We start from the raw sequence: 18,405 nt of genomic DNA on the forward strand, positions 1-18,405 counted from the left end.
AGATAAGTATTATACTATTTCAATTTATAGGCTTGAATAATCTTATAGAAAATCTCATTGTTTTGGTACGTGCCTTTAAAATCTTCGGCACCTGGACCATAGGCAAATACCGGCACGACAATATTAGTATGGTCATTTGTACTAAATGCTGCCCTGACCATCCCTTTTTCCGGAGCCGTATCCAGTAGTGTTAATCCTCCCGTTTCGTGATCGGCTGTGACAATAACAAGCGTTTCTCCATCCAAATCGGCAAAACGTATGGCCGATTCTACAGTTTTATCAAAATCATGTAGTTCGGTGATAACGACCGGCAGATTGTTGTCATGCCCTCCGTAATCAATCTGCGCACCTTCAGTCATGATGAAAAAACCATCTTTATTTTTTGATAAGATTGATATACTGTGAAGTAAAGATTGTTTTAGCCAGTCTCCACGACCCTTCGATACGGCACGTGTCGCAGAATCTGTAACTAAGACTAATTGCTTACCCTCACTTTGCTGTCTAAACTCAATTAGGCTGTTATTTACCTTATACCCTTTCGCCTGAAGACCGGATATAAGGTTCTGGTCTTTATTCTTGAAAAAGCTTTTCTGATTAGAACCGACTAAAATTTCGACTTTACTTTGGAGCAGATCATGTGCTATCTCGTCATTCATCGACCGGTCTGGCTGATGTGCATAAAAAGCAGCCGGTGTAGCATCTGTAATGTCGCCGACACTGATTACCCCACTTTTAACACCCCGAGCATAAAGTGTATCTACCAAATTCGTTTTCTTTAAATTATCAGCGCCCATACCGATGTACCGGTTATTGGTTTTATGCCCGGTAGCTAAAGCTGTAGCGCCTGCAGCAGAATCGGTATTTCCCGCATCGGCAGCACTAGTTAATGCAAAACCTATATTGCGCATCCTGGAAATATTTAAATCGCCATGGTTAGCCATTAAACCTGCATGTATTTGGGCCAGGCCCATACCGTCGCCAATCATCAAGATAATATTCTTTGCCCTTTTTTTTATCCCATCTGTTTTATAGCTCGGTGTATAAACTGGGTAAGGAACCGGATTCGTATAAGTCAGTTTCTCTTGGTGACTGTAAAATTCTCTAAGCTTATCAGGATGGTCGGTGTTAATCCAATCGACTCCCATACGCTCTAAAACAATCCAGGTATTCGGACTGTCCTGAGTTGCCCAGAATCTGAGATTTTTGCCTTGCTGATGGGCTTTATCAATAACCCGTTTTAATTTAAGTTCATCAGTTTTTGTCGGATTTCCTTTGCCGTTCCAAACCGTATAATTTTTGAGGTCGTCGCTAATCATCGCTACCCGCTTAAGCTCCCCGGAGGTGTAGTTTATATATGGCCTTCCGTCGAAAGAAATGAATTCGGGATAGTTTTTGAATTCTTCGGGTTTAGGAACATTACCACTAATGGTTAATTGAATGGCATTTGGATTTTTGAGGCTATTAAAAACTTCAGGATTGGCCGATATTTCTTTCAACAGTGTAGGTAATACGTCCCGGTAATTTTGCTTAATATCAATAACTAACTGAAGTTTTAATTCGGGATCTGCATACGGGTGGTTGCCGTTCACTTTATACAATTCAATCAGTGGGTCGAGGTAGAGTTTTTTCAAGGTAGCTCCCTCGCGAATTTCGCTACTTTCATGCGCAACATAGAGTTCTCCATTTCTTAAAAAAACATCGGCTTCAATGGAGCCCATTTCCGCCTGATAAGCGGTTAATAAAGGAATAGACTGCTTATAGTCATTATGACTGTGTCCGCGATTCGCATTAAGCGCTGTTTGAGCGGAAGCGCTTTGCAACCCTAATCCGAAGATTAGTGCTGCAAAGCTGATTTTAATATTTCCTACCATTCTACGTTTTGTTTAATCAACTTGAGCTATTATCAACTTCTGGTCGAGGTACGTACTACCTAAATATTATTGTACCTGGAGTTGTAGACCTGTCTCTACCTCGGTGCCACCGGAACAGGACTTACATGCATGAGCCAAATATATTCTTTTGACCAGTTATTTGAACCTTTAAATACACCGGCAATACTTGTCCTCACTAAATCATATTTTCCGGAGCTAGTAATCATAACTACGTACTTAAGCGCATTCATATCCTGTCTTTTAACGAGACGGGTTCCTGAAAGATACGCTCAGGTCGCAATTATCGTGTTTCGGTTTTCCGAAAGGGAGCTGAAGATTCCTGGATAACTATTCCAAAATATTACCGGATTAATATGGGGCGAATCTAAGCTTGCTATGTTTCATTAGTGTTAATAAATATTAAATTCATCATTTGTTACATCTGTGGATTACCGCTTGATGTGGGAAGCTATCAAAGATTTTTTCATTACTTTAACTTTAAAACTGAACCACATGAATTTTTCGGCATTAACGACTTTAAGTTTCCTGGTATTATTTTCAATTGATTCTACTGCTCTGGCGCAACAGCAGGAGCCCGTAAAAGCCGAGATTATTAAACAGGACGGGGGGTATACGTTGTTTCGTGGTGGAAAGCCTTATTTTATAAAAGGGGCTGGCGGCACTGATTATATGGACCGGCTAAAAGCTTATGGGGGGAATTCTATTCGTACCTGGACCACGACAAACGGTCAGAAAGTTCTAGACGATGCGCAGCGGTTGGGTTTGACAGTAACTATGGGAATAGGAGTTGGTATTGAGCGCCATGGTTTCAATTATGAAGACTCTGCAGCTGTTGCCTCACAGTTGGACCGGATTCGTGACGAGGTGTTGAAATACAAAGATCATCCGGCGCTACTGGCCTGGGGGATTGGTAATGAGTTGAATTTGGAGTATAAAAATCCTAAAGTCTGGGATGCAGTTAATGACATCGCTAAAATGATTCATCAGATTGATCCAAACCATCTGGTTACCACCATGCTTGCGGGAATTAATCAACGGGAAATAGATTATATCAAAGAGAAGTGCCCTGCACTAGATCTGATCTCTGTTCAGGTATATGGTGGTCTGGCCGCTGTGCCAGACCAAATAAAGGCTACTGGCTGGGAAAAGGCATATATGGTAACAGAATGGGGGCCGACAGGACACTGGGAAGGGCCACAGACACCTTGGGAAGCTTCCGTAGAAGAGACTAGCAGCGAAAAAGCTGTCGTTTATAAAAGTCGTTACGAAGCGTCTATCTTGAAAGATAAGCATTGTATTGGGTCCTATGTATTTCTTTGGGGCCAAAAACAGGAACGCACGCCTACATGGTACGGATTGTTTACGGAAGCGGGGGAGGAGAACGAGGTAGTTGACGTGATGCAGTATCTGTGGTCGGGGAAATGGCCGGAAAATCGCGCCCCGCACCTTGATTCTTTCCGTCTTGACGATAAAAAGGTGTTGGATTTTATCTACCTAAGTCCGGGTAAATCGTATTCTGCGACAATCAGAGTTACCGATCCTGATATGGATAAGCTGACAACACGCTGGGAACTGCTACCGGAGAGTACAGACCTAAAGACAGGCGGTGATCGCGAAACTCGACCAAAACCTATTCCAGGGATGGTGAAAAACACCTCTTTCGATAAGGCTATGGTGACTGCGCCCGATCAGGAAGGGGCTTACCGATTATTTATTTATGTCTCCGATGGGAATAATAATGTGGCAACAGCAAATATTCCCTTCTTCGTGAAAAAATAGATGGGGGTGGAAGCACAGCGAACACCCTGCTTTCTGGCAGGGTGCGCTATTTTATTCGACTAGTCTCCTGGCTTAGTTTTCTTTTACACGGACGCCAACAGCATCAAACATATTCATCAGCGTTCCTTTAGTGTTATCCTGGTCAACCGGATTTAATGTAAGCGTTACATCATAGTTCTGGATATTAAAAGCTGCAGTGATTGATTTATCGTTCTGATCTATCTGCGTGATAGTGGATACTTCGGTATTTGTAGAGTCCCGAACCACTCCTGTGAGATCTGTGCCCTTTTTCTCCAGGACCAGCGTTATTTTGGCATCTCCATTTGGCGTGCCGAATATTGTAACGTTCCATTTCCCTGCGAAATAATCCGCAGTGGTTTGTGCTGAGGCATCAAGGCAAAAGAACAGCCCGAGGATAACTGTGCAAACTAAGCTTAGCTTTTTCATAATGATTTATAAATGGTTATTTATTAAATATTTATCCAATATAAACATTTTTATAACGCAATTCATCTGATCAAAAATAACCTTGACCTATGCAACTGGAAATTGAATTTTCCTGCCGGATAGTTCCAGATTGATAAGTACTGTGCGAAGTTAATTTCTTCTTTGGATGGGATTAAGCAGAATTAGAAATGAATAAACTCTTTTAATGCTTTTTTACCGAATGGACTTATTTATCTAGCCAGGCTTTAAATAGTGGTGCTTTTTCCCGGCTGATGAAAACCTCTTTCTGGTTGTCTTTTTTTAATGTCACCTTTAATTTTCCGTTGAAGGAATTATAGATTTTATCGATACTGTCAACACTTAATATAATCTGTCGGTTACCCCGAAAGAATAATTCAGGATCCAGTTCTTCCTCCAGTTCATCCAGTGTCTGCTGAATGCAAATTGATTTTCCGGAATCCAGAAACAGATGTGTCAGTTTAAACTCTGAGTAAATAAAGCTGATTTCATTTGTTCCGACAGACATATATCCATCATGTACCGGAATCAAAAAGCGCCTTCTGTAGGAGGTGGAGCTTTGCCGAAACTGTTCCAAAATTATCTGGACATCGGTCATTTTCAAATAATTAGTTTTTACCGGATTTACCCGAAGCAGAGCCTGCTGCAATTCGTCTTTGTCAATAGGTTTTAGCAGGTAATCCAGGCTATTAACTTTAAAGGCTCTTACCGCATATTCATCATAAGCTGTCGTGAATATTACGGGGCAGGCGACGTTAATCTGACTGAAGATATCGAAGCTCAATCCATCGGCCAGTCTGATATCCATTAAGATGACATCAGGAATGGGATTGTTCCGGAGCCATTCCACACTGACTTTAACCGTTTCCAGTGTATCCAGTATTTCTACGTCCGGATTAGATTCCATTAAGATCCGTTTTAGTCTGGATGCATTATGTTTTTCGTCTTCAAGAATTAAAATCTTCATATCCGCTTCGGTTAGAGTAAAGGAAGGAAAACCTGGAATAGTTCACTATCGTCATTAATTAGCGGTTCCTGACCTGCCAAAAGCCGGTATCGTTCTTTAATATTATGTAAGCCCATACCGGATGACGGGATGGTCACTGGTATACGCTGAAGATTATTACTGATTACGACCTGATCAGAGATGGAACTTATTGAAATATACAATGGGTTTTCTGCCGATGCAATATTATGTTTAATCGCATTTTCAATAAGTAACTGGATGGTAATCGGGGGAATAGATTTTTCCATTGCCTGTTCACCAAGTTCAATAGTGACGCGGACGTTATCGCCGTGCCTGATGGAAATCAGATAAAGATAGGCGGTAACAAATTTAATTTCTTCTTTCAGTGGAACGAGGTTCTTTTTGAGGTTCTGGATCATATACCGGTAAACTCTAGCCAGATTATCCAGAAAAGCATTTGCCTGCGGAAGGTCACCGTTCATCAGCTCAGAGAGGGTGCTGAAATTATTGAACATGAAATGTGGGTCCAGCTGTAATTTGAGAGATTGTAATTCTGCATGCATCGCTACCTCTTTAAGCTCCAATGTATGGATACGCAGTTCGGCGGCTTCGGACATGGAGATCTTCCATTTCTTCAGTAAATAATATCCGGTGTTCGCCAGACTTACAATCACTGAAACAATAATACTGACCACACAGAATTGCCAGATGCTTAGATTTTCCTGTGGGGTAAGTTTCTGATTTCCGTAGATCAGTACAAATATTCTGTCCTGCAGATACAGCATAATGATAACGGATACAATAATTAGTGCTGTTTGGGCCAGAAACCTGACCAGGGAAGATCCCGACCAGGGCATTAACCTGTCCATCAGCGAACTGATAGACTGGCTGAATTCGATAATTGCCCAGCTAAGTAAGATACCCATTATGAATTCCACGAATATTTCCTGCGCTGAATAATCGAGATAACACTTCCAGTTTTCGCTAAAGGGATCTACCAGGTATACCAGCAGGTAAATCATAAAAAATACTACTGGTATGAACAGTAATCTCATCTGGATATGTCTTTTGAGCTCTAGCTGCATGGTGTTTATTATACTTAATTCCGGAGAGATCTTAATTCCAACCTCCGCCTAAGGCACGGTAAAGTGCAATGCGTACAGCTGCCTGGTCTCTTTGAAGCTGGGCAGTTTGTAAACGGGACTGAAGGTAATTATTATTTGCGTTAATGATCTCCAGGTAATTTACCATTCCTGTGCTGAACAGGATTCCGGCAGACTTTATTCCGGCTTCCAAAGCTTTTTCCCTGTTTAAAGCGGCGGTCATTTGTAAATCCAGCTTTTCTTTGCTGATTAGCGCATCTGAAACTTCAGAATAGCCAGTCAGCACGGCCTGACGAAAGTTGAATACCTCTTTTTCTCTTTCAATTACCGCCTGCTGATATTGTGTTTTTAATCGTTTACGCTGAAATACTGGCTGTGTAATACCACCCATAACGTTACCAAATAACGACCCGGGTATGCTGAACCAGTTCGAGGCTTTAAATGAATTGAGGCCCCCGTTTGCCGTAATAGTTAAAGTAGGATATAGCGAAGCCTGAGCAATTCCAGCCCGGGCATTTGCAGCTTTCAAAGCAAATTCAGCAACTTTGATATCAGGCCTGAAGGATAATAACGATACCGGGTATCCAGTATGGTCCTCTGCCCGGAATTCTGCACCCGGTTGTTCTGTACGTTTAACCTGGCCCGCGAAAGTACCGGTCAGCAGGCTCATTGCGTTCTCCTGAAGGGCAATACTTTGTTCGATCTGAGGAATGAGTTGTCTGGTCATTTCGAGTTGCGCTTCTGCTTGCTGCAAACCTAAGGAAGTAGTTTCTCCAACTTCATATTGTACCTGGAGGAGTTTATAGGTGCTATCGCTCAGTGCGAAACTCTGTTTCGCAATATGAAGTTGCTCATCCAGCATAATTAGGTTATAATATGCGTTCGCAACATCTGCTATCAGCCGGGTTTGTACCGTTTTTTTGACTTCTATATTTTGCAGCATCAATGCAAGAGCTTCTTCTTTTTCCCTTTTAATACGCCCGAAGATGTCGATTTCCCAGCTAAAGCCCAGTGATGCTGTATAATCTTCGATGTCCCGGGATCCGGTAAACTGTTCGTTTCCGATCCCTGCAAGACTGTTTTTTGAAGAAATATTGTGACTGCCATTTACCTGTGCAGTCAGCTCAGGCAGATAATTCAGTCTGACCCTTTTTAAGGTAAGCTGAGCGCTGGTGATATTAGCCAGTGCAACTTTCAGATCGTTGTTTTTAACTAACGCAGTATCGATCAGCGCTAACAAGACCCTGTTTCTGAAGAAAGATTTACTGTCCGGCAGTGTAAGCGTATCGGTGGTGACAACGGCATTTCGGAATGCATCTGGCAGGCCGGTTTCGGGCTTTACATAGTCTTTTCCTATTTTACAGGAAGCAACTGAAAGCATGGATATACCTATAATGAGATGTTTTAAATTCATGTGATTTTCGTTTGATTTTGCCTGTGTCAGGATAGTTTTTTCCGGCTGATCTTTTCTTGCAGTCCCTGGAAAATGATAAACAGAACAGGAATTATAAATAAGCCGAGGAGTACGCCTGAAAGCATCCCGCCTGCGGCACTGGTACTGATTGAACGGTTACCTACTGCAGATGGTCCTGTCGCCATCATTAGCGGAACAAGGCCGGCAACGAATGCCAGTGATGTCATAAGAATTGGTCTCAACCTCAATCTGGCGCCGCTAAGCGCAGCTTCCAGTAATGGTGTTCCGTTACGACGGGACTGCAGGGCAAATTCGACAATCAGAATAGCATTCTTGGCTAATAATCCAATGAGCATGATCAGCCCGATCTGTACATAAATATTGTTGGTGATACCCGTTGCGCCGATTGCAATGAACACCCCCAGTATCCCGGTAGGGATGGAAAGGATAACCGCTAATGGCAGCAGGTAACTTTCATATTGTGCAGCTAGAAGGAAGTATGTGAACAGGATACACATTCCGAAGACAAATACCGTCTGTCCGCCTGAATTGCGTTCTTCACGACTTAATCCGCTCCATTCAAATCCGTAATCTGCAGGAAGTTTTTCTGCAAGGACCTGTTCTGCAGCGTCCATTGCCTGGCTATTGCTATAACCCGGCGCAGGCATGACATTCACCGTAATACTATTAAACAGATTATACCTGCTCACTACTTCCGGACCATATACTTTTTTGAGTTTAACCAGTGTATTTACAGGAATCATAGCTCCCGTCTCACTTTTAATAAATACCTGGCTCAATGAATTTTCATCCATTCTCGCAGCGCCTTCTGACTTCAGTGTAACCCGGTAGAATTTACCGAAACGAACAAAGTCACCGGCCTGGCTTCCACCGTAAAAAAGTTGCATAGTGGTTAAGATATCACGGGTATTTGTACCCAGCTGATTGGCCTTATCTTCATCGACAATAACTTCATACTGTGGGAAATCGGCTCTGAATGTTGTAAATGCAGCTGCAACAGTAGGTAAGCCATTCAGCTCTTCGATAATCTGCTGAGCATTCTCATTGAACTTTGTCAACTCACCACCCGATTTGTCCTGCAATACCATTTCTGCGCCACTCACACTGCCGAATCCCTGGACAGGAGGGGAGCGGAAGAGGCTTAACTCTCCTTCACGTATACCATCCAAGCGGCTGTTCATCGCCTCTATGATTTTATTCATATCCTGAATTTCACCCCGGTCTTTAGCCTCTTTCAGTCGCATAAATCCAATACCATAGGATGGACCGGCACTATTGCTCAGCATATTAAACCCTGAAACACTCGTAATACTCTCTACCTCCGGCATTGTCCTGAAAGCACTGTCGATTCTATCGATCACCGTAGTTGTATAGTTCAGGTTAGTACCTGCCGGAAGCGACAGATTATACATGATAAAACGGTCATCCTCTTCTGGAATAAAATCTTTAGGGTACACAGTCATCATCCAGAAAGCGAGCCCGCTGACAATAGCAAGGCCACCCATGCTCCACCATTTTTTCCTGATCAGGAAAGAAACGCTATGGATATATTTATTGGTCAGACCATCAAAACCTATATTGAAAGCCGTAAAGAAACGCTTTTTGAAACCAGGTGCCGGCTCATTTGCTGCAGGACTGTGTTCAGCTTTGAGAAACAGGGCGCATAATGCCGGGCTGAGTGTTAAAGCATTAACAGCGGAAATTAGAATGGCAATGGCCAGTGTAAAAGCAAATTGCTTATAGAATATGCCGGAAGGACCTTCCATAAATCCAATCGGCAGGAATACCGCTGACATGACGAGTGTAATAGAGATAATGGCTCCGGTAATTTCACTCATCGCAGACTGCGTAGCTTCCTGAGGTGTAAGATTGCTGCCATTCAATTTTGCATGAACCGCTTCTACCACTACGATAGCATCGTCCACTACAATTCCAATCGCCAGTACCAGCGCGAATAAGGTTAGTACATTAATGGTAAAGCCTATCAGCTGAAGAAAAAAGAAGGTACCGATAATTGCAACTGGTACAGCTATAGCAGGGATCAATGTAGAACGGAAATCCTGAAGGAAAATAAACACAACAATAAAGACCAAAATGAAGGCCTCTATCAGGGTGGTCTTCACCTGGGCAATAGATTGATCCAGTTGTTCTTTTACACTCTGGATAATCTCGTATTTTACTCCTTTAGGGAATTTTTTGTTTAGTTCCTCTAGATTTTTACGGACGGCAGTTTCAATCTTAGTGGCATTGGATCCGCTGGTCTGCTGGATTCCCATAGTCACCGCTGGATTTCCATTGGATTTATTATCACTGTCGTAAAAAGAAGCTCCGAATTCTATTCTGGATACATCCCTAAGACGCAGCATCGAACCATCCGGATTTGATTTGACAATAATTCGTTCGAATTCTTCTTTCTGATTCAGTTTACCTTTGTATTTGATTACATACTGCAGAGGAGCATCAGAGTCTTCGCCGAGTTTTCCTGGAGATGCTTCCAGGCTACTTTTACTTAAAGCATTTTCAATATCCTGCGGTACCAGCTTATTCATGGTTAGCTTGCCCGGATCGAGCCAGATTCGCATAGAATAGTCCTTGCTGCCAAAGAGTTGTACATTCCCGATTCCAGGGATACGTTTTAATGTTGGTACCAGATTAATTTTTGCATAGTTCTGCAGAAAGATTTCATCATACTTTTCCTTATCCTCGCTGGTTAGGTTAAAGTACATAATGTTACTGTTCTGCTGTTTGGTGGTCGTAATTCCTGCGCGGAGTACTTCTTCGGGAATCTGGCTGTTAACCTGGGCAACCCTGTTCTGTACGTTTACAGCTGCCTGGTCAGGATCAATTCCGAGACCAAAAATCACCGTAATTGAAAATGAGCCATCGCTACCCGCCGAGGAGGTCATATACTGCATATTTTCCACACCATTAATAGCTTCTTCCAAAGGTGTGATAACAGATCTGGTCACACTTTCACTGTTTCCGCCCGGATAGGCTCCTGAAACGAATACTGTGGGTGGAGCAATATCGGGGAACTGGGTAATGGGCAGTCTGGTCAAACTGACAATACCAAGCAATAGTAATATAATGGAGATAACCGTAGCCAGTACCGGCCGGTCAATAATCTTTTTGAGCATGTTCTTATTTTTTAACGGTTGTCATTTCCGGGTGTATTTTTTCGCCTTCCTGAATGGTGGCTACGTCATGAATAATCACGACATCACCGGCTTTGATACCTCCCTTAACGATATAATTATCCCCACTTTTACCATTGGTTATAATGGAAACACGTTCTACTGTCTGATCTTTTTTAAGTCTGAATGCAAAGATTTTGTCTTGCATGTCCATCGTCGCCCTGACCGGAAGGAGGATAGCATTACTGATGGTTTCCGGCAACACTATTCGTCCGGTGTTACCTGAGCGCAGTATATATTTTGGATTGTCAAATGCTGCACGGATGCTTATCGCACCAATTGCAGTGTCAAACTGTCCATCTATCATTTGAATCCTTCCTTTTTTCTCGTAAGGAGTACCATCTGCAAGAATCAGCGAAACCTGCGGTAGATCTGCAATTAGTTGCGGCAATGTTTTGTTACCGGATTGCTGATTATTGAACTGCAGAAAATCCAGTTCTGTCATTGAGAAATAAGCATAGATCTGACTGATGTCTGTCAGGGTCGTTAATGGCTCTGTGTCTGTACGGGAAATCAGATTACCAGTTCTTTTTGGGATTCTGCCAATAAACCCACTCACCGGGGCCTTTACCGTTGTAAAACCGAGATTAATCTTTGCCGCCTCTACCAATGCTGTTTGTTGTGCAACGTTTGCTTCTGCACTTTCCAGTGCAGCATTTGCCGTCTTCAGCTGAAAACCGGAAGTGATTTTATTAGTGCTGAGGGTGGTGAACTTTTCTACTTCAAGCTTTGCATTTTTTACTGCGGCCTGAGCGGCAGAGAGATTTGCTTTTGCGGTATTTAGTTGTTCTTTAAGCGGAAGATCATTGATCTTAAAAAGAGGTTGCCCTGCTTTTACAAAAGCACCTTCTTCGATAAAAATCTTTTCCAGATAGCCTTCTGCCTGTGCCCGTATATCCACATTGACTTTACCTTCGATCCTTGCCGGATAAGCAGAGCTGACAGTGACCTGGCTTTCTTGAAGCGTCACTGCCGCTAGTTTTTTAACAGATTCCTCTGCGGGTTTATCATGGGACCTGCATCCCCAGTTTAATGAAATCTGGAAAAACAGCAGGGAAATTAGAAGGACGTTCTGGAAGTTGAATTTAAAAAGCATTTGCCTGTATTTTAATGTTGGCGGCAAATATACTGGTGGCTGGAAGGTGGTTCTGCTGCAAAAGAACCCAGCTGGATTAAATTCAGGATGAAACGTAGGGGATACTCGCCGAAGTGCTGAAATTGCCTTTATTTGAATATAGGGCTGTTTAATTTTATGAATAAACTGATAAATAAACAATTACTGGTTAAAATCGTTGATAATAAGTGTTTATCTTAAGGGTTTACCTCGTCCCAGTCAATTATACAGCATAAATCAAAACGCATTTATATGAGAAAAACTATTCAAGCCTTATTTATAGCCGTTGCCGGTATACTTTTAATGCAATCATGTACCACGAGTAAAAAAACAGATGTAAATACGATTTTATTCAAAAATGTGAGATTGATAGATGGAAATGGCGGGCAGCCGGTTGAAAATACCCGCATTCTTATTCAGGGTGATACTATTGCAGGAATAGGCGCAGATCTGGATACAGCATCTGCCACGCAGATTATAGACTTAAATGGTAAAACAATTATGCCGGCAATGATCAGCGCGCATGTTCATATCGGTACACTGAAGGGTACGACAACTAATGCTGACCATTATACGCGGGAGAATATCCTTGCTCAGCTTCAGAAATATCTGGATTATGGAGTTAGTATTATTCAGGTTATGGGTACCGACAGGCCTATGCTTTTTGAAAGTGGATTACGAGATTCCAGTTTGAATGGGCAATTACCGGGTGCCCGGTTATATTCTGCCGGTTATGGGTTCAACGTACCAAATGGGCCATCGCCAGCGCTTTCTTCGGGAAAGGATTATCTGTTTCGCCCTTCGGATGCTTCCCAGGTGCCGGCACAGATTGATAGTCTGGCGAAGATTAAAGCATCTGTTGTGAAAATCTGGCAGGATAAATTCGGGGGAGATGCAAAACCAATGTCTCCTGCTATATTTAAGTCAATTATTGATCAGGCGCATCAACATAAACTGCGTGTCGCTGCGCATGTATATTACCTGGCAGACGCACGTGATCTGATTGATAATGATGTTGATATTATAGGTCATAGTATCAGGGATAGTATTATCGGCGATGCCTTGATACAAGAGATGAAACAGAAAAACGTTATTTATATTCCAACCCTTGCTTTAGATGAGTTTTCTTTTATTTACGGAAATAACCCTGATTGGTTAGATGATCCGTTTTTCAAAGCTTCTCTGGAGCCGGGAGTATTAGCGATGATCACGGCACCCGGATATCAACAGGAAGTGAGGAATTCACGAAGTTACACCCGTAATAAAGCAGGTTTTGAGATTGCGTTGAAGAATTTAAAAAAGTTGTATGACGCTGGTATTCTAGTCGCTATGGGGACAGACTCGGGGGCGACACCCTTGCGTACACAGGGTTTTTCGGAACATCTTGAACTGGAACTAATGGTGCAGGCGGGTCTTACACCATTAGAGGCGATTGGAACGGCCACAAAAAATAGTGCTACAGCGATGCAGCTTGAAAAACATTATGGGACGCTGGAAAAAGGTAAAGTTGCAGACCTGATCATACTTTCAGGTAATCCGGTGGAGGATATCAAGAATACGAGGAAAATTGAGGCAGTTTATAAAGCAGGTAAAAAAATCAGTAATGGACCGCTAGGTAATTGATTTGCCGTCCGGGCAAATAAACACATCCTGTATAACAGGATGTGTTCCATGGATGTCTATTCTTTGCTTAGTTTTTCCAGGTAAGCCAGGAATTCAGGATTGGTATAATCCGCACCACCCTCATGTTTGAAGACTATTTTACCTGCTTTATTCAATACTAGAGTTGTCGGGATTGCGCTTCCCAGGTATTCTGGAGGAATTGCGCTTGCCGGTGTGAAGACTGGTAAGCTATATTTATTCTTGCGCATAAATTCCTGCGATTGCTCTGCTTTGTTATCCACGTCAACCATGAGAATAACAACATTAGGGTTTGTTTTTAATTTATCATATAAAGCATTAATCGAAGGCATTTCAGCTACACAAGGAGGACACCACGTTGCCCAGAAATTAATGAACACTACTTTACCCTGAAGTGAATTCAAAGGTAAAACTGCGCCGTTTTCGTCTTTGAAGGAAACCGATGTACTGGCTTGTTGTGCATTGGTTTCAGATCCCGAATCCATATTTGTGCCAGATGGGACTTCAGGCTGAAATAAACCAATTTTCATTAGTCCCTGCATCATTGTTCCTTTAATTTGTGGATTGATCATCAAAGCTGCGATCAACAAAAATATGACAGCAGTGAAGATATTTGATGCAGTAAACCATTTCTTTTTTGTTTCCATTATAATTATTTGAGTGTTAAAAATACATTGATTATTTATTCTTTTTGTAGCAATTACCAGGGCTGTTTAGTCTGCGAACCGGGTAAGTCGCATATACACTTTTCCTAAATTGCTGCAATGGAGAAACAGGCGTTTGAGAATAACTATTTAAATCGCAGCGCAGGATAAATAAGCCTACAAAGTAAACTTTATGCATTGCTATAAATATTATCGATAGAATTTGATAAAAGAATAGACAAGGCTACGGAAAGCCGGTGTGCTGGTCAGCATACGCGGACTGTTTTTATTGTCTATATCAGAAAGAGACAGTTACGCAGATAAATTGGGCAGGCGGAGCGGAGTTCTTTATCCCCTGTGGATTTGATGGCAGGCTTTATTAAGGTCAGCCACAAACAGTTAACTGCGAGTAATAAGGAAGTAAGAAATAAGACTGACGCTTTTAATGTTGAAGTCTGCTGGTCTATCTGCAGACTCCCGGATTTTATATCAGTTGAAATCTGACATACGGCCACATTATTCAGATATATTCCTGTTTTCAGTGTGCCTGCCTTTGCTTTTCCGGGAAGGGCTGGGATGTCTGGTTTTCCCAGATAGGCATTAATACTTTGTTTAACCGGGCAAGAAGAAATCACGAAAAATATCATTAGCAGCAAGGCAATCGGATTTCTTCCGATATGCATAAATTGCGTGTAGATATTTTGGGCTTTCCTGTTTTGCATGAATGCCAAAGCTATGAATTTAATTATAAACTTATTTAAACTGTGCAATCGCCTCTCCTAAATCATAGATCCGGGTCTGAGTTCCCAGGGCTATATAGAGGATGCTGCTGGCTGCGGCGCTTCTGTATCCCCCGGCGCAGTGTACCATAATCGGTTTGTTTGTTGGAATTTCTGTTGTTCTCTCGCGCAGCTCTGCCAATGGGATGTGTATTGCATGTGCAAATATCGGTTGGGCCTTAACTTCGCCGGTATTTCTGACGTCGACAATAGTAAAGTGATCCGGATTGCTTGTTAAAAGCTCAAGATCCGGTGCATCCATGGTTTGCGAGCCACCTTTACTAATAAATGCAGAAGCTATAAAAGATTCATATCCTATGCTGGCAGTGCGGCTGATCATCGCCAGCAGCTTTTCATTGTCGGCGGCAGCCAGATAATACCGCTCACCAGGATTGACAATACTCCCCAGCCATGTTTCAAATTTATTGCCCTCCTGAATATTAACCGATCCTGGCAGGAAACCTTTCTTGAACTCTGTTTCCGGCCTGGTATCAATTATTATCAGATCATTCCTGTCGTTCGAAGATATTACAGTTCTGCTATTCCTATCTTCCTGGGCCAAAACAGATACTTTTTTAATAGCCTCTTCAAAAGCCGGCGCTCCACTGCGGTTTAGTTCTACATCGTAGCCGAAATATTTTGGGATGAAGGGTTGATCGGCAATTAAAGTCCGAATAAATGCCGGTTTATCAGGTTCATTTAACGACCAGTTACCGGCTTTTTCTGCGCCGATAGTGCTGCTATTGGCAGTACTTAGGCCTTTTCCGCAGAGTGTTCCGGCACCATGCGCGGGATATACCGTGACATGATCCGGTAAGCGCATCAATTTGTCCCGTAATGAATGGAATAACTTTCCTGCGAGTTCCTCCCGTTTTGCCTTTTGATTGCCGGCATCTTCCCGCAGGTCTGGTCTTCCGCAATCACCTACAAAAAGTGTGTCACCAGTAAACACGGCTTCTTCCCGGCCATTGTGATGCAGAACAATGCAGATACTATCAGGGGAGTGGCCCGGCGTATGAAGACTGCTGAGCGTTATTTTACCAAGATTTATCACTGCCCCTTCATCAAAACGCTCAAAAGGATAGGATGCGCCGGTTAAACTATGTGCGTAAATTTTCGCATTATGCCGCTGGTGAAATTCCAGATGGCTACTCACGAAATCTGCATGCGGATGAGTTTCAATAACGGCGATTATAGCAGCTTTATTTTCTGCAGCATAGGCTTCATAAACTTTCGGATTTCTGGAAGGGTCGATGAGTATAATCTGACTTTCACATTCGCTTAGAATTGCATAACTGTAATGTGAAAGGTGCTTGTCTTCAAATTGTTGAATCTTCATGTACTGTTAATTTTAATGCGGAATTTTATCTTTAACTAAACCGTAGATGTAGGTTCCGGCAATTGAACCAGCGATTACAATAAGCATCGAAAGATAACCATAACCTAGATTTACAAACATCGGACCCGGACATGAACCTGTTAATGCCCATCCCAATCCAAATATAGTTCCACCAATCAGATAACGGGTAAACGATTTCTCTTTCTCTTTAAATATGATTTGCTGTCCTGTGGAATCTTTGATTTGAAATTTCTTAATTAACCACACGGCAATTATTCCCATGCACACAGCTGTACCGATAATCCCATACATGTGGAAAGATTGGAAACGGAACATCTCCTGAATACGGAACCATGAAATTGCTTCAGATTTCGACATTGTAATTCCAAAGAGGATACCTGCCGCTATATATTTTAGAGTTTTCATAGTTCGGGATTAGAAGATGAAAGGAATAATCAGATGTGTCATCGTAAGCCCGCCAATAAAAAAGCCGGTTACAGCTATCATTGAGGGAATCTGAAGGTCAGATAATCCAGAAATGGCATGCCCTGAAGTGCAACCTCCGGCGTACCGGGTGCCAAAGCCCACCAGTAAGCCACCACAGACTAGGATTAGTATTATTTTAGGGTTCTTCAGGGCAGACAAAGAATAGAGCTCCGCGGGATTCATTTCACCATTGAAATCGAATCCGATTTGTTTCAGGTCAGCTATGGTTTCAACCGATAATTTTAGAGTAGCCGGGTCTTTTAAGAACTGAGAGGAGATAAACCCGCCTATGACCGACCCAACCAGAAATAGTAGATTCCACTTTTGCGTTCTCCAGTCAAAATCAAAGAATTTTGTTTTTTTACCGGCTCCTGCGATTGTGCAGATCGTCCGCAGGTTGGCAGAGAATCCAAATGATTTCCTCCAGTAAAGTAACATCAGCATAATTACGAAGATCATGAAGCCCGAAAAATACCAGGACCAGGGTTGTTGAATGAATTCTATCATAGCCTTTAAATTATTGTCTGCTGTTCAAATATCCGATACTTTTTTTTCTGATCAGGTGACTTTAGTCACCTAAGAATTACTATAGTCTTTCAATGGCATTCCTGTTCAGTTTTACATGACCTTTTTGTTCCATTTTTTTGAGAATCCTGGAAATCACTTCCCTGGAAGAATTCAGATCAGTTGCAATTTCCTGATGGGTAATCTGTAAATGGTTTGTGCCCAGTTTTTCTGATTGGTGTTTTAAATAGGCAAATAGACGTTCATCAAGCGCTTTGAAAGTTACATTGTCAATAACTTCCAAAAGTTCTTCAAATCTCAGTCTGTAAGTGTCCATCACAAAATAGTACCACGATTTATATTCCTGCATCAGGTTATCCATTAATCCGATTGGTATAAGCAAAACGATGGTTTTTTCTATGGCTTTTGCCGTAACCTCACTTTGTTGCTGTTTGATCGCGCAGGACAGCGATAATGCACAAGCGTTACCAGGTTCAAGTTCATACATGAAAAATTCTGTTCCATCTTCTCCATTTCTATAGAGTTTTACCCTTCCTGCTACAATTAGTACAGTGAATTGTAAATATTGGCCGGTTTCCATCAGGAATTCTCCTTCTGCGAATGTTTTTAATCTGGCTTGATTAATCAGCAGTTCTTTAAGAGCAGGTTCAAATTGAGGAAACACCTGATCAATATAGTTTGTAATGGATACGTTCATCTTGAAAATTAAATATGGAACCTTTTGTAAAGGTAGAAATTGCCTGGTCAGGATTCTACAGGCGTCTGCGGGATAACTATATATTTTTATTGAAAAAAAACATATAGTTTAAGTAGTTGTATAGTAGTTGATTGACGGTTTAAATGACCTCAGCAGGGGTTGTCTTTGTAAAAAAGATTTGGAGGAGCACAAAATTGTGTTACCTTTGCAGCCGTTGAGAGAGACAGTCGAATGCTTCTTTTTAACAAACATAGTGCGGGGTGGAGCAGTTGGTAGCTCGTCGGGCTCATAACCCGAAGGTCATCAGTTCGAGTCTGGTCCCCGCTACCAAAAGGAACAAAGCTT

16 protein-coding genes and 1 tRNA gene are annotated in these 18,405 nt (G+C 42.1%); 3 read left to right on the top strand and 14 right to left on the bottom strand.

Features of this window, described 5'->3' with window-relative positions; all coding sequences use genetic code 11:
• Window positions 1-14 precede the first annotated feature (14 nt).
• A complete protein-coding gene (locus BM192_RS12995) occupies window positions 15-1,871 on the bottom strand; it encodes an alkaline phosphatase (RefSeq protein WP_037439177.1) in 1,857 nt (618 codons plus the stop codon).
• A 95-nt stretch (window positions 1,872-1,966) separates the two neighbouring features.
• Window positions 1,967-2,122, bottom strand: a complete 156-nt coding sequence (locus BM192_RS20960; protein WP_169741367.1) for a hypothetical protein — start codon at window positions 2,120-2,122, stop codon at window positions 1,967-1,969.
• 262 nt (window positions 2,123-2,384) lie between these two features.
• Between BM192_RS20960 and BM192_RS13000 the strand changes: the two genes are divergently transcribed.
• Window positions 2,385-3,671, top strand: a complete 1,287-nt coding sequence (locus BM192_RS13000; RefSeq protein ID WP_037439186.1) for a glycoside hydrolase family 2 TIM barrel-domain containing protein — start codon at window positions 2,385-2,387, stop codon at window positions 3,669-3,671.
• A 72-nt stretch (window positions 3,672-3,743) separates the two neighbouring features.
• Here BM192_RS13000 and BM192_RS13005 read toward each other — a convergent pair whose 3' ends face one another.
• The 6 genes from BM192_RS13005 to BM192_RS13030 form a co-directional block, all read right to left on the bottom strand.
• Entirely contained in the window at window positions 3,744-4,118 is a 375-nt protein-coding gene (locus BM192_RS13005) for a hypothetical protein (RefSeq protein ID WP_037439179.1), read from the bottom strand.
• Between the two features lie 226 nt (window positions 4,119-4,344).
• Window positions 4,345-5,103, bottom strand: a complete 759-nt coding sequence (locus BM192_RS13010) for a LytR/AlgR family response regulator transcription factor (RefSeq protein ID WP_037439181.1) — start codon at window positions 5,101-5,103, stop codon at window positions 4,345-4,347.
• Between the two features lie 11 nt (window positions 5,104-5,114).
• Window positions 5,115-6,188, bottom strand: a complete 1,074-nt coding sequence (locus BM192_RS13015) for a sensor histidine kinase (protein WP_088775966.1) — start codon at window positions 6,186-6,188, stop codon at window positions 5,115-5,117.
• Between the two features lie 31 nt (window positions 6,189-6,219).
• On the bottom strand, window positions 6,220-7,620 hold the full coding sequence (locus tag BM192_RS13020; protein ID WP_074964007.1) for an efflux transporter outer membrane subunit: 1,401 nt from the start codon (window positions 7,618-7,620) through the stop codon (window positions 6,220-6,222).
• A gap of 26 nt (window positions 7,621-7,646) precedes the next feature.
• Entirely contained in the window at window positions 7,647-10,778 is a 3,132-nt protein-coding gene (locus tag BM192_RS13025) for an efflux RND transporter permease subunit (protein ID WP_074964008.1), read from the bottom strand.
• A 4-nt stretch (window positions 10,779-10,782) separates the two neighbouring features.
• Window positions 10,783-11,931 carry an efflux RND transporter periplasmic adaptor subunit gene (locus BM192_RS13030; protein ID WP_051759705.1) on the bottom strand — a complete coding sequence of 383 codons (1,149 nt, stop codon included), beginning with the start codon at window positions 11,929-11,931 and terminating at the stop codon, window positions 10,783-10,785.
• Window positions 11,932-12,201: 270 nt separating this feature from the next.
• On the opposite strand from BM192_RS13030, the gene BM192_RS13035 reads away from it, so the two are divergent.
• A complete protein-coding gene (locus tag BM192_RS13035; RefSeq protein ID WP_201771363.1) occupies window positions 12,202-13,572 on the top strand; it encodes an amidohydrolase family protein in 1,371 nt (456 codons plus the stop codon).
• Window positions 13,573-13,628: 56 nt separating this feature from the next.
• Here the strand turns inward: BM192_RS13035 and BM192_RS13040 are convergent, their stop codons facing one another.
• From BM192_RS13040 to BM192_RS13065, 6 genes are all read right to left on the bottom strand, one after another.
• The gene (locus BM192_RS13040) at window positions 13,629-14,237 is read right to left on the bottom strand and encodes a TlpA family protein disulfide reductase (protein WP_051759707.1); all 609 of its coding nucleotides are present in this window, start codon (window positions 14,235-14,237) and stop codon (window positions 13,629-13,631) included.
• A gap of 290 nt (window positions 14,238-14,527) precedes the next feature.
• Entirely contained in the window at window positions 14,528-14,965 is a 438-nt protein-coding gene (locus BM192_RS13045; protein WP_139218442.1) for a hypothetical protein, read from the bottom strand.
• 22 nt (window positions 14,966-14,987) lie between these two features.
• Window positions 14,988-16,352: an MBL fold metallo-hydrolase gene (locus BM192_RS13050; protein WP_037439184.1), complete on the bottom strand. Its 1,365-nt coding sequence runs from the start codon at window positions 16,350-16,352 to the stop codon at window positions 14,988-14,990.
• Window positions 16,353-16,364: 12 nt separating this feature from the next.
• Complete coding sequence (locus BM192_RS13055; RefSeq protein WP_037439185.1) at window positions 16,365-16,778, bottom strand: DUF6691 family protein; 414 nt, start codon at window positions 16,776-16,778, stop codon at window positions 16,365-16,367.
• Between the two features lie 9 nt (window positions 16,779-16,787).
• Window positions 16,788-17,345, bottom strand: coding sequence for a YeeE/YedE family protein (locus BM192_RS13060; RefSeq protein WP_081857477.1), 558 nt, complete (start codon window positions 17,343-17,345; stop codon window positions 16,788-16,790).
• 79 nt (window positions 17,346-17,424) lie between these two features.
• On the bottom strand, window positions 17,425-18,060 hold the full coding sequence (locus BM192_RS13065) for a Crp/Fnr family transcriptional regulator (protein ID WP_051759709.1): 636 nt from the start codon (window positions 18,058-18,060) through the stop codon (window positions 17,425-17,427).
• 254 nt (window positions 18,061-18,314) lie between these two features.
• Between BM192_RS13065 and BM192_RS13070 the strand changes: the two genes are divergently transcribed.
• Window positions 18,315-18,390, top strand: a tRNA-Met gene (locus BM192_RS13070).
• Window positions 18,391-18,405: the final 15 nt, after the last annotated feature.

This window comes from Pedobacter antarcticus (assembly GCF_900112985.1).
Taxonomy (GTDB): Bacteria; Bacteroidota; Bacteroidia; order Sphingobacteriales; family Sphingobacteriaceae; genus Pedobacter; species Pedobacter antarcticus.

Coding starts and splice junctions, on each gene's coding strand:
- BM192_RS13000 (WP_037439186.1), top strand. CDS start 2,385: ATGAATTTTTCGGCATTAACGACTTTAAGTTTCCTGGTATTATTTTCA.
- BM192_RS13060 (WP_081857477.1), bottom strand. CDS start 17,345: ATGATAGAATTCATTCAACAACCCTGGTCCTGGTATTTTTCGGGCTTC.
- BM192_RS12995 (WP_037439177.1), bottom strand. CDS start 1,871: ATGGTAGGAAATATTAAAATCAGCTTTGCAGCACTAATCTTCGGATTA.
- BM192_RS13030 (WP_051759705.1), bottom strand. CDS start 11,931: ATGCTTTTTAAATTCAACTTCCAGAACGTCCTTCTAATTTCCCTGCTG.
- BM192_RS13015 (WP_088775966.1), bottom strand. CDS start 6,188: ATGCAGCTAGAGCTCAAAAGACATATCCAGATGAGATTACTGTTCATA.
- BM192_RS13010 (WP_037439181.1), bottom strand. CDS start 5,103: ATGAAGATTTTAATTCTTGAAGACGAAAAACATAATGCATCCAGACTA.
- BM192_RS13040 (WP_051759707.1), bottom strand. CDS start 14,237: ATGGAAACAAAAAAGAAATGGTTTACTGCATCAAATATCTTCACTGCT.
- BM192_RS20960 (WP_169741367.1), bottom strand. CDS start 2,122: ATGAATGCGCTTAAGTACGTAGTTATGATTACTAGCTCCGGAAAATAT.
- BM192_RS13050 (WP_037439184.1), bottom strand. CDS start 16,352: ATGAAGATTCAACAATTTGAAGACAAGCACCTTTCACATTACAGTTAT.
- BM192_RS13020 (WP_074964007.1), bottom strand. CDS start 7,620: ATGAATTTAAAACATCTCATTATAGGTATATCCATGCTTTCAGTTGCT.
- BM192_RS13055 (WP_037439185.1), bottom strand. CDS start 16,778: ATGAAAACTCTAAAATATATAGCGGCAGGTATCCTCTTTGGAATTACA.
- BM192_RS13065 (WP_051759709.1), bottom strand. CDS start 18,060: ATGAACGTATCCATTACAAACTATATTGATCAGGTGTTTCCTCAATTT.
- BM192_RS13025 (WP_074964008.1), bottom strand. CDS start 10,778: ATGCTCAAAAAGATTATTGACCGGCCGGTACTGGCTACGGTTATCTCC.
- BM192_RS13035 (WP_201771363.1), top strand. CDS start 12,202: ATGAGAAAAACTATTCAAGCCTTATTTATAGCCGTTGCCGGTATACTT.
- BM192_RS13005 (WP_037439179.1), bottom strand. CDS start 4,118: ATGAAAAAGCTAAGCTTAGTTTGCACAGTTATCCTCGGGCTGTTCTTT.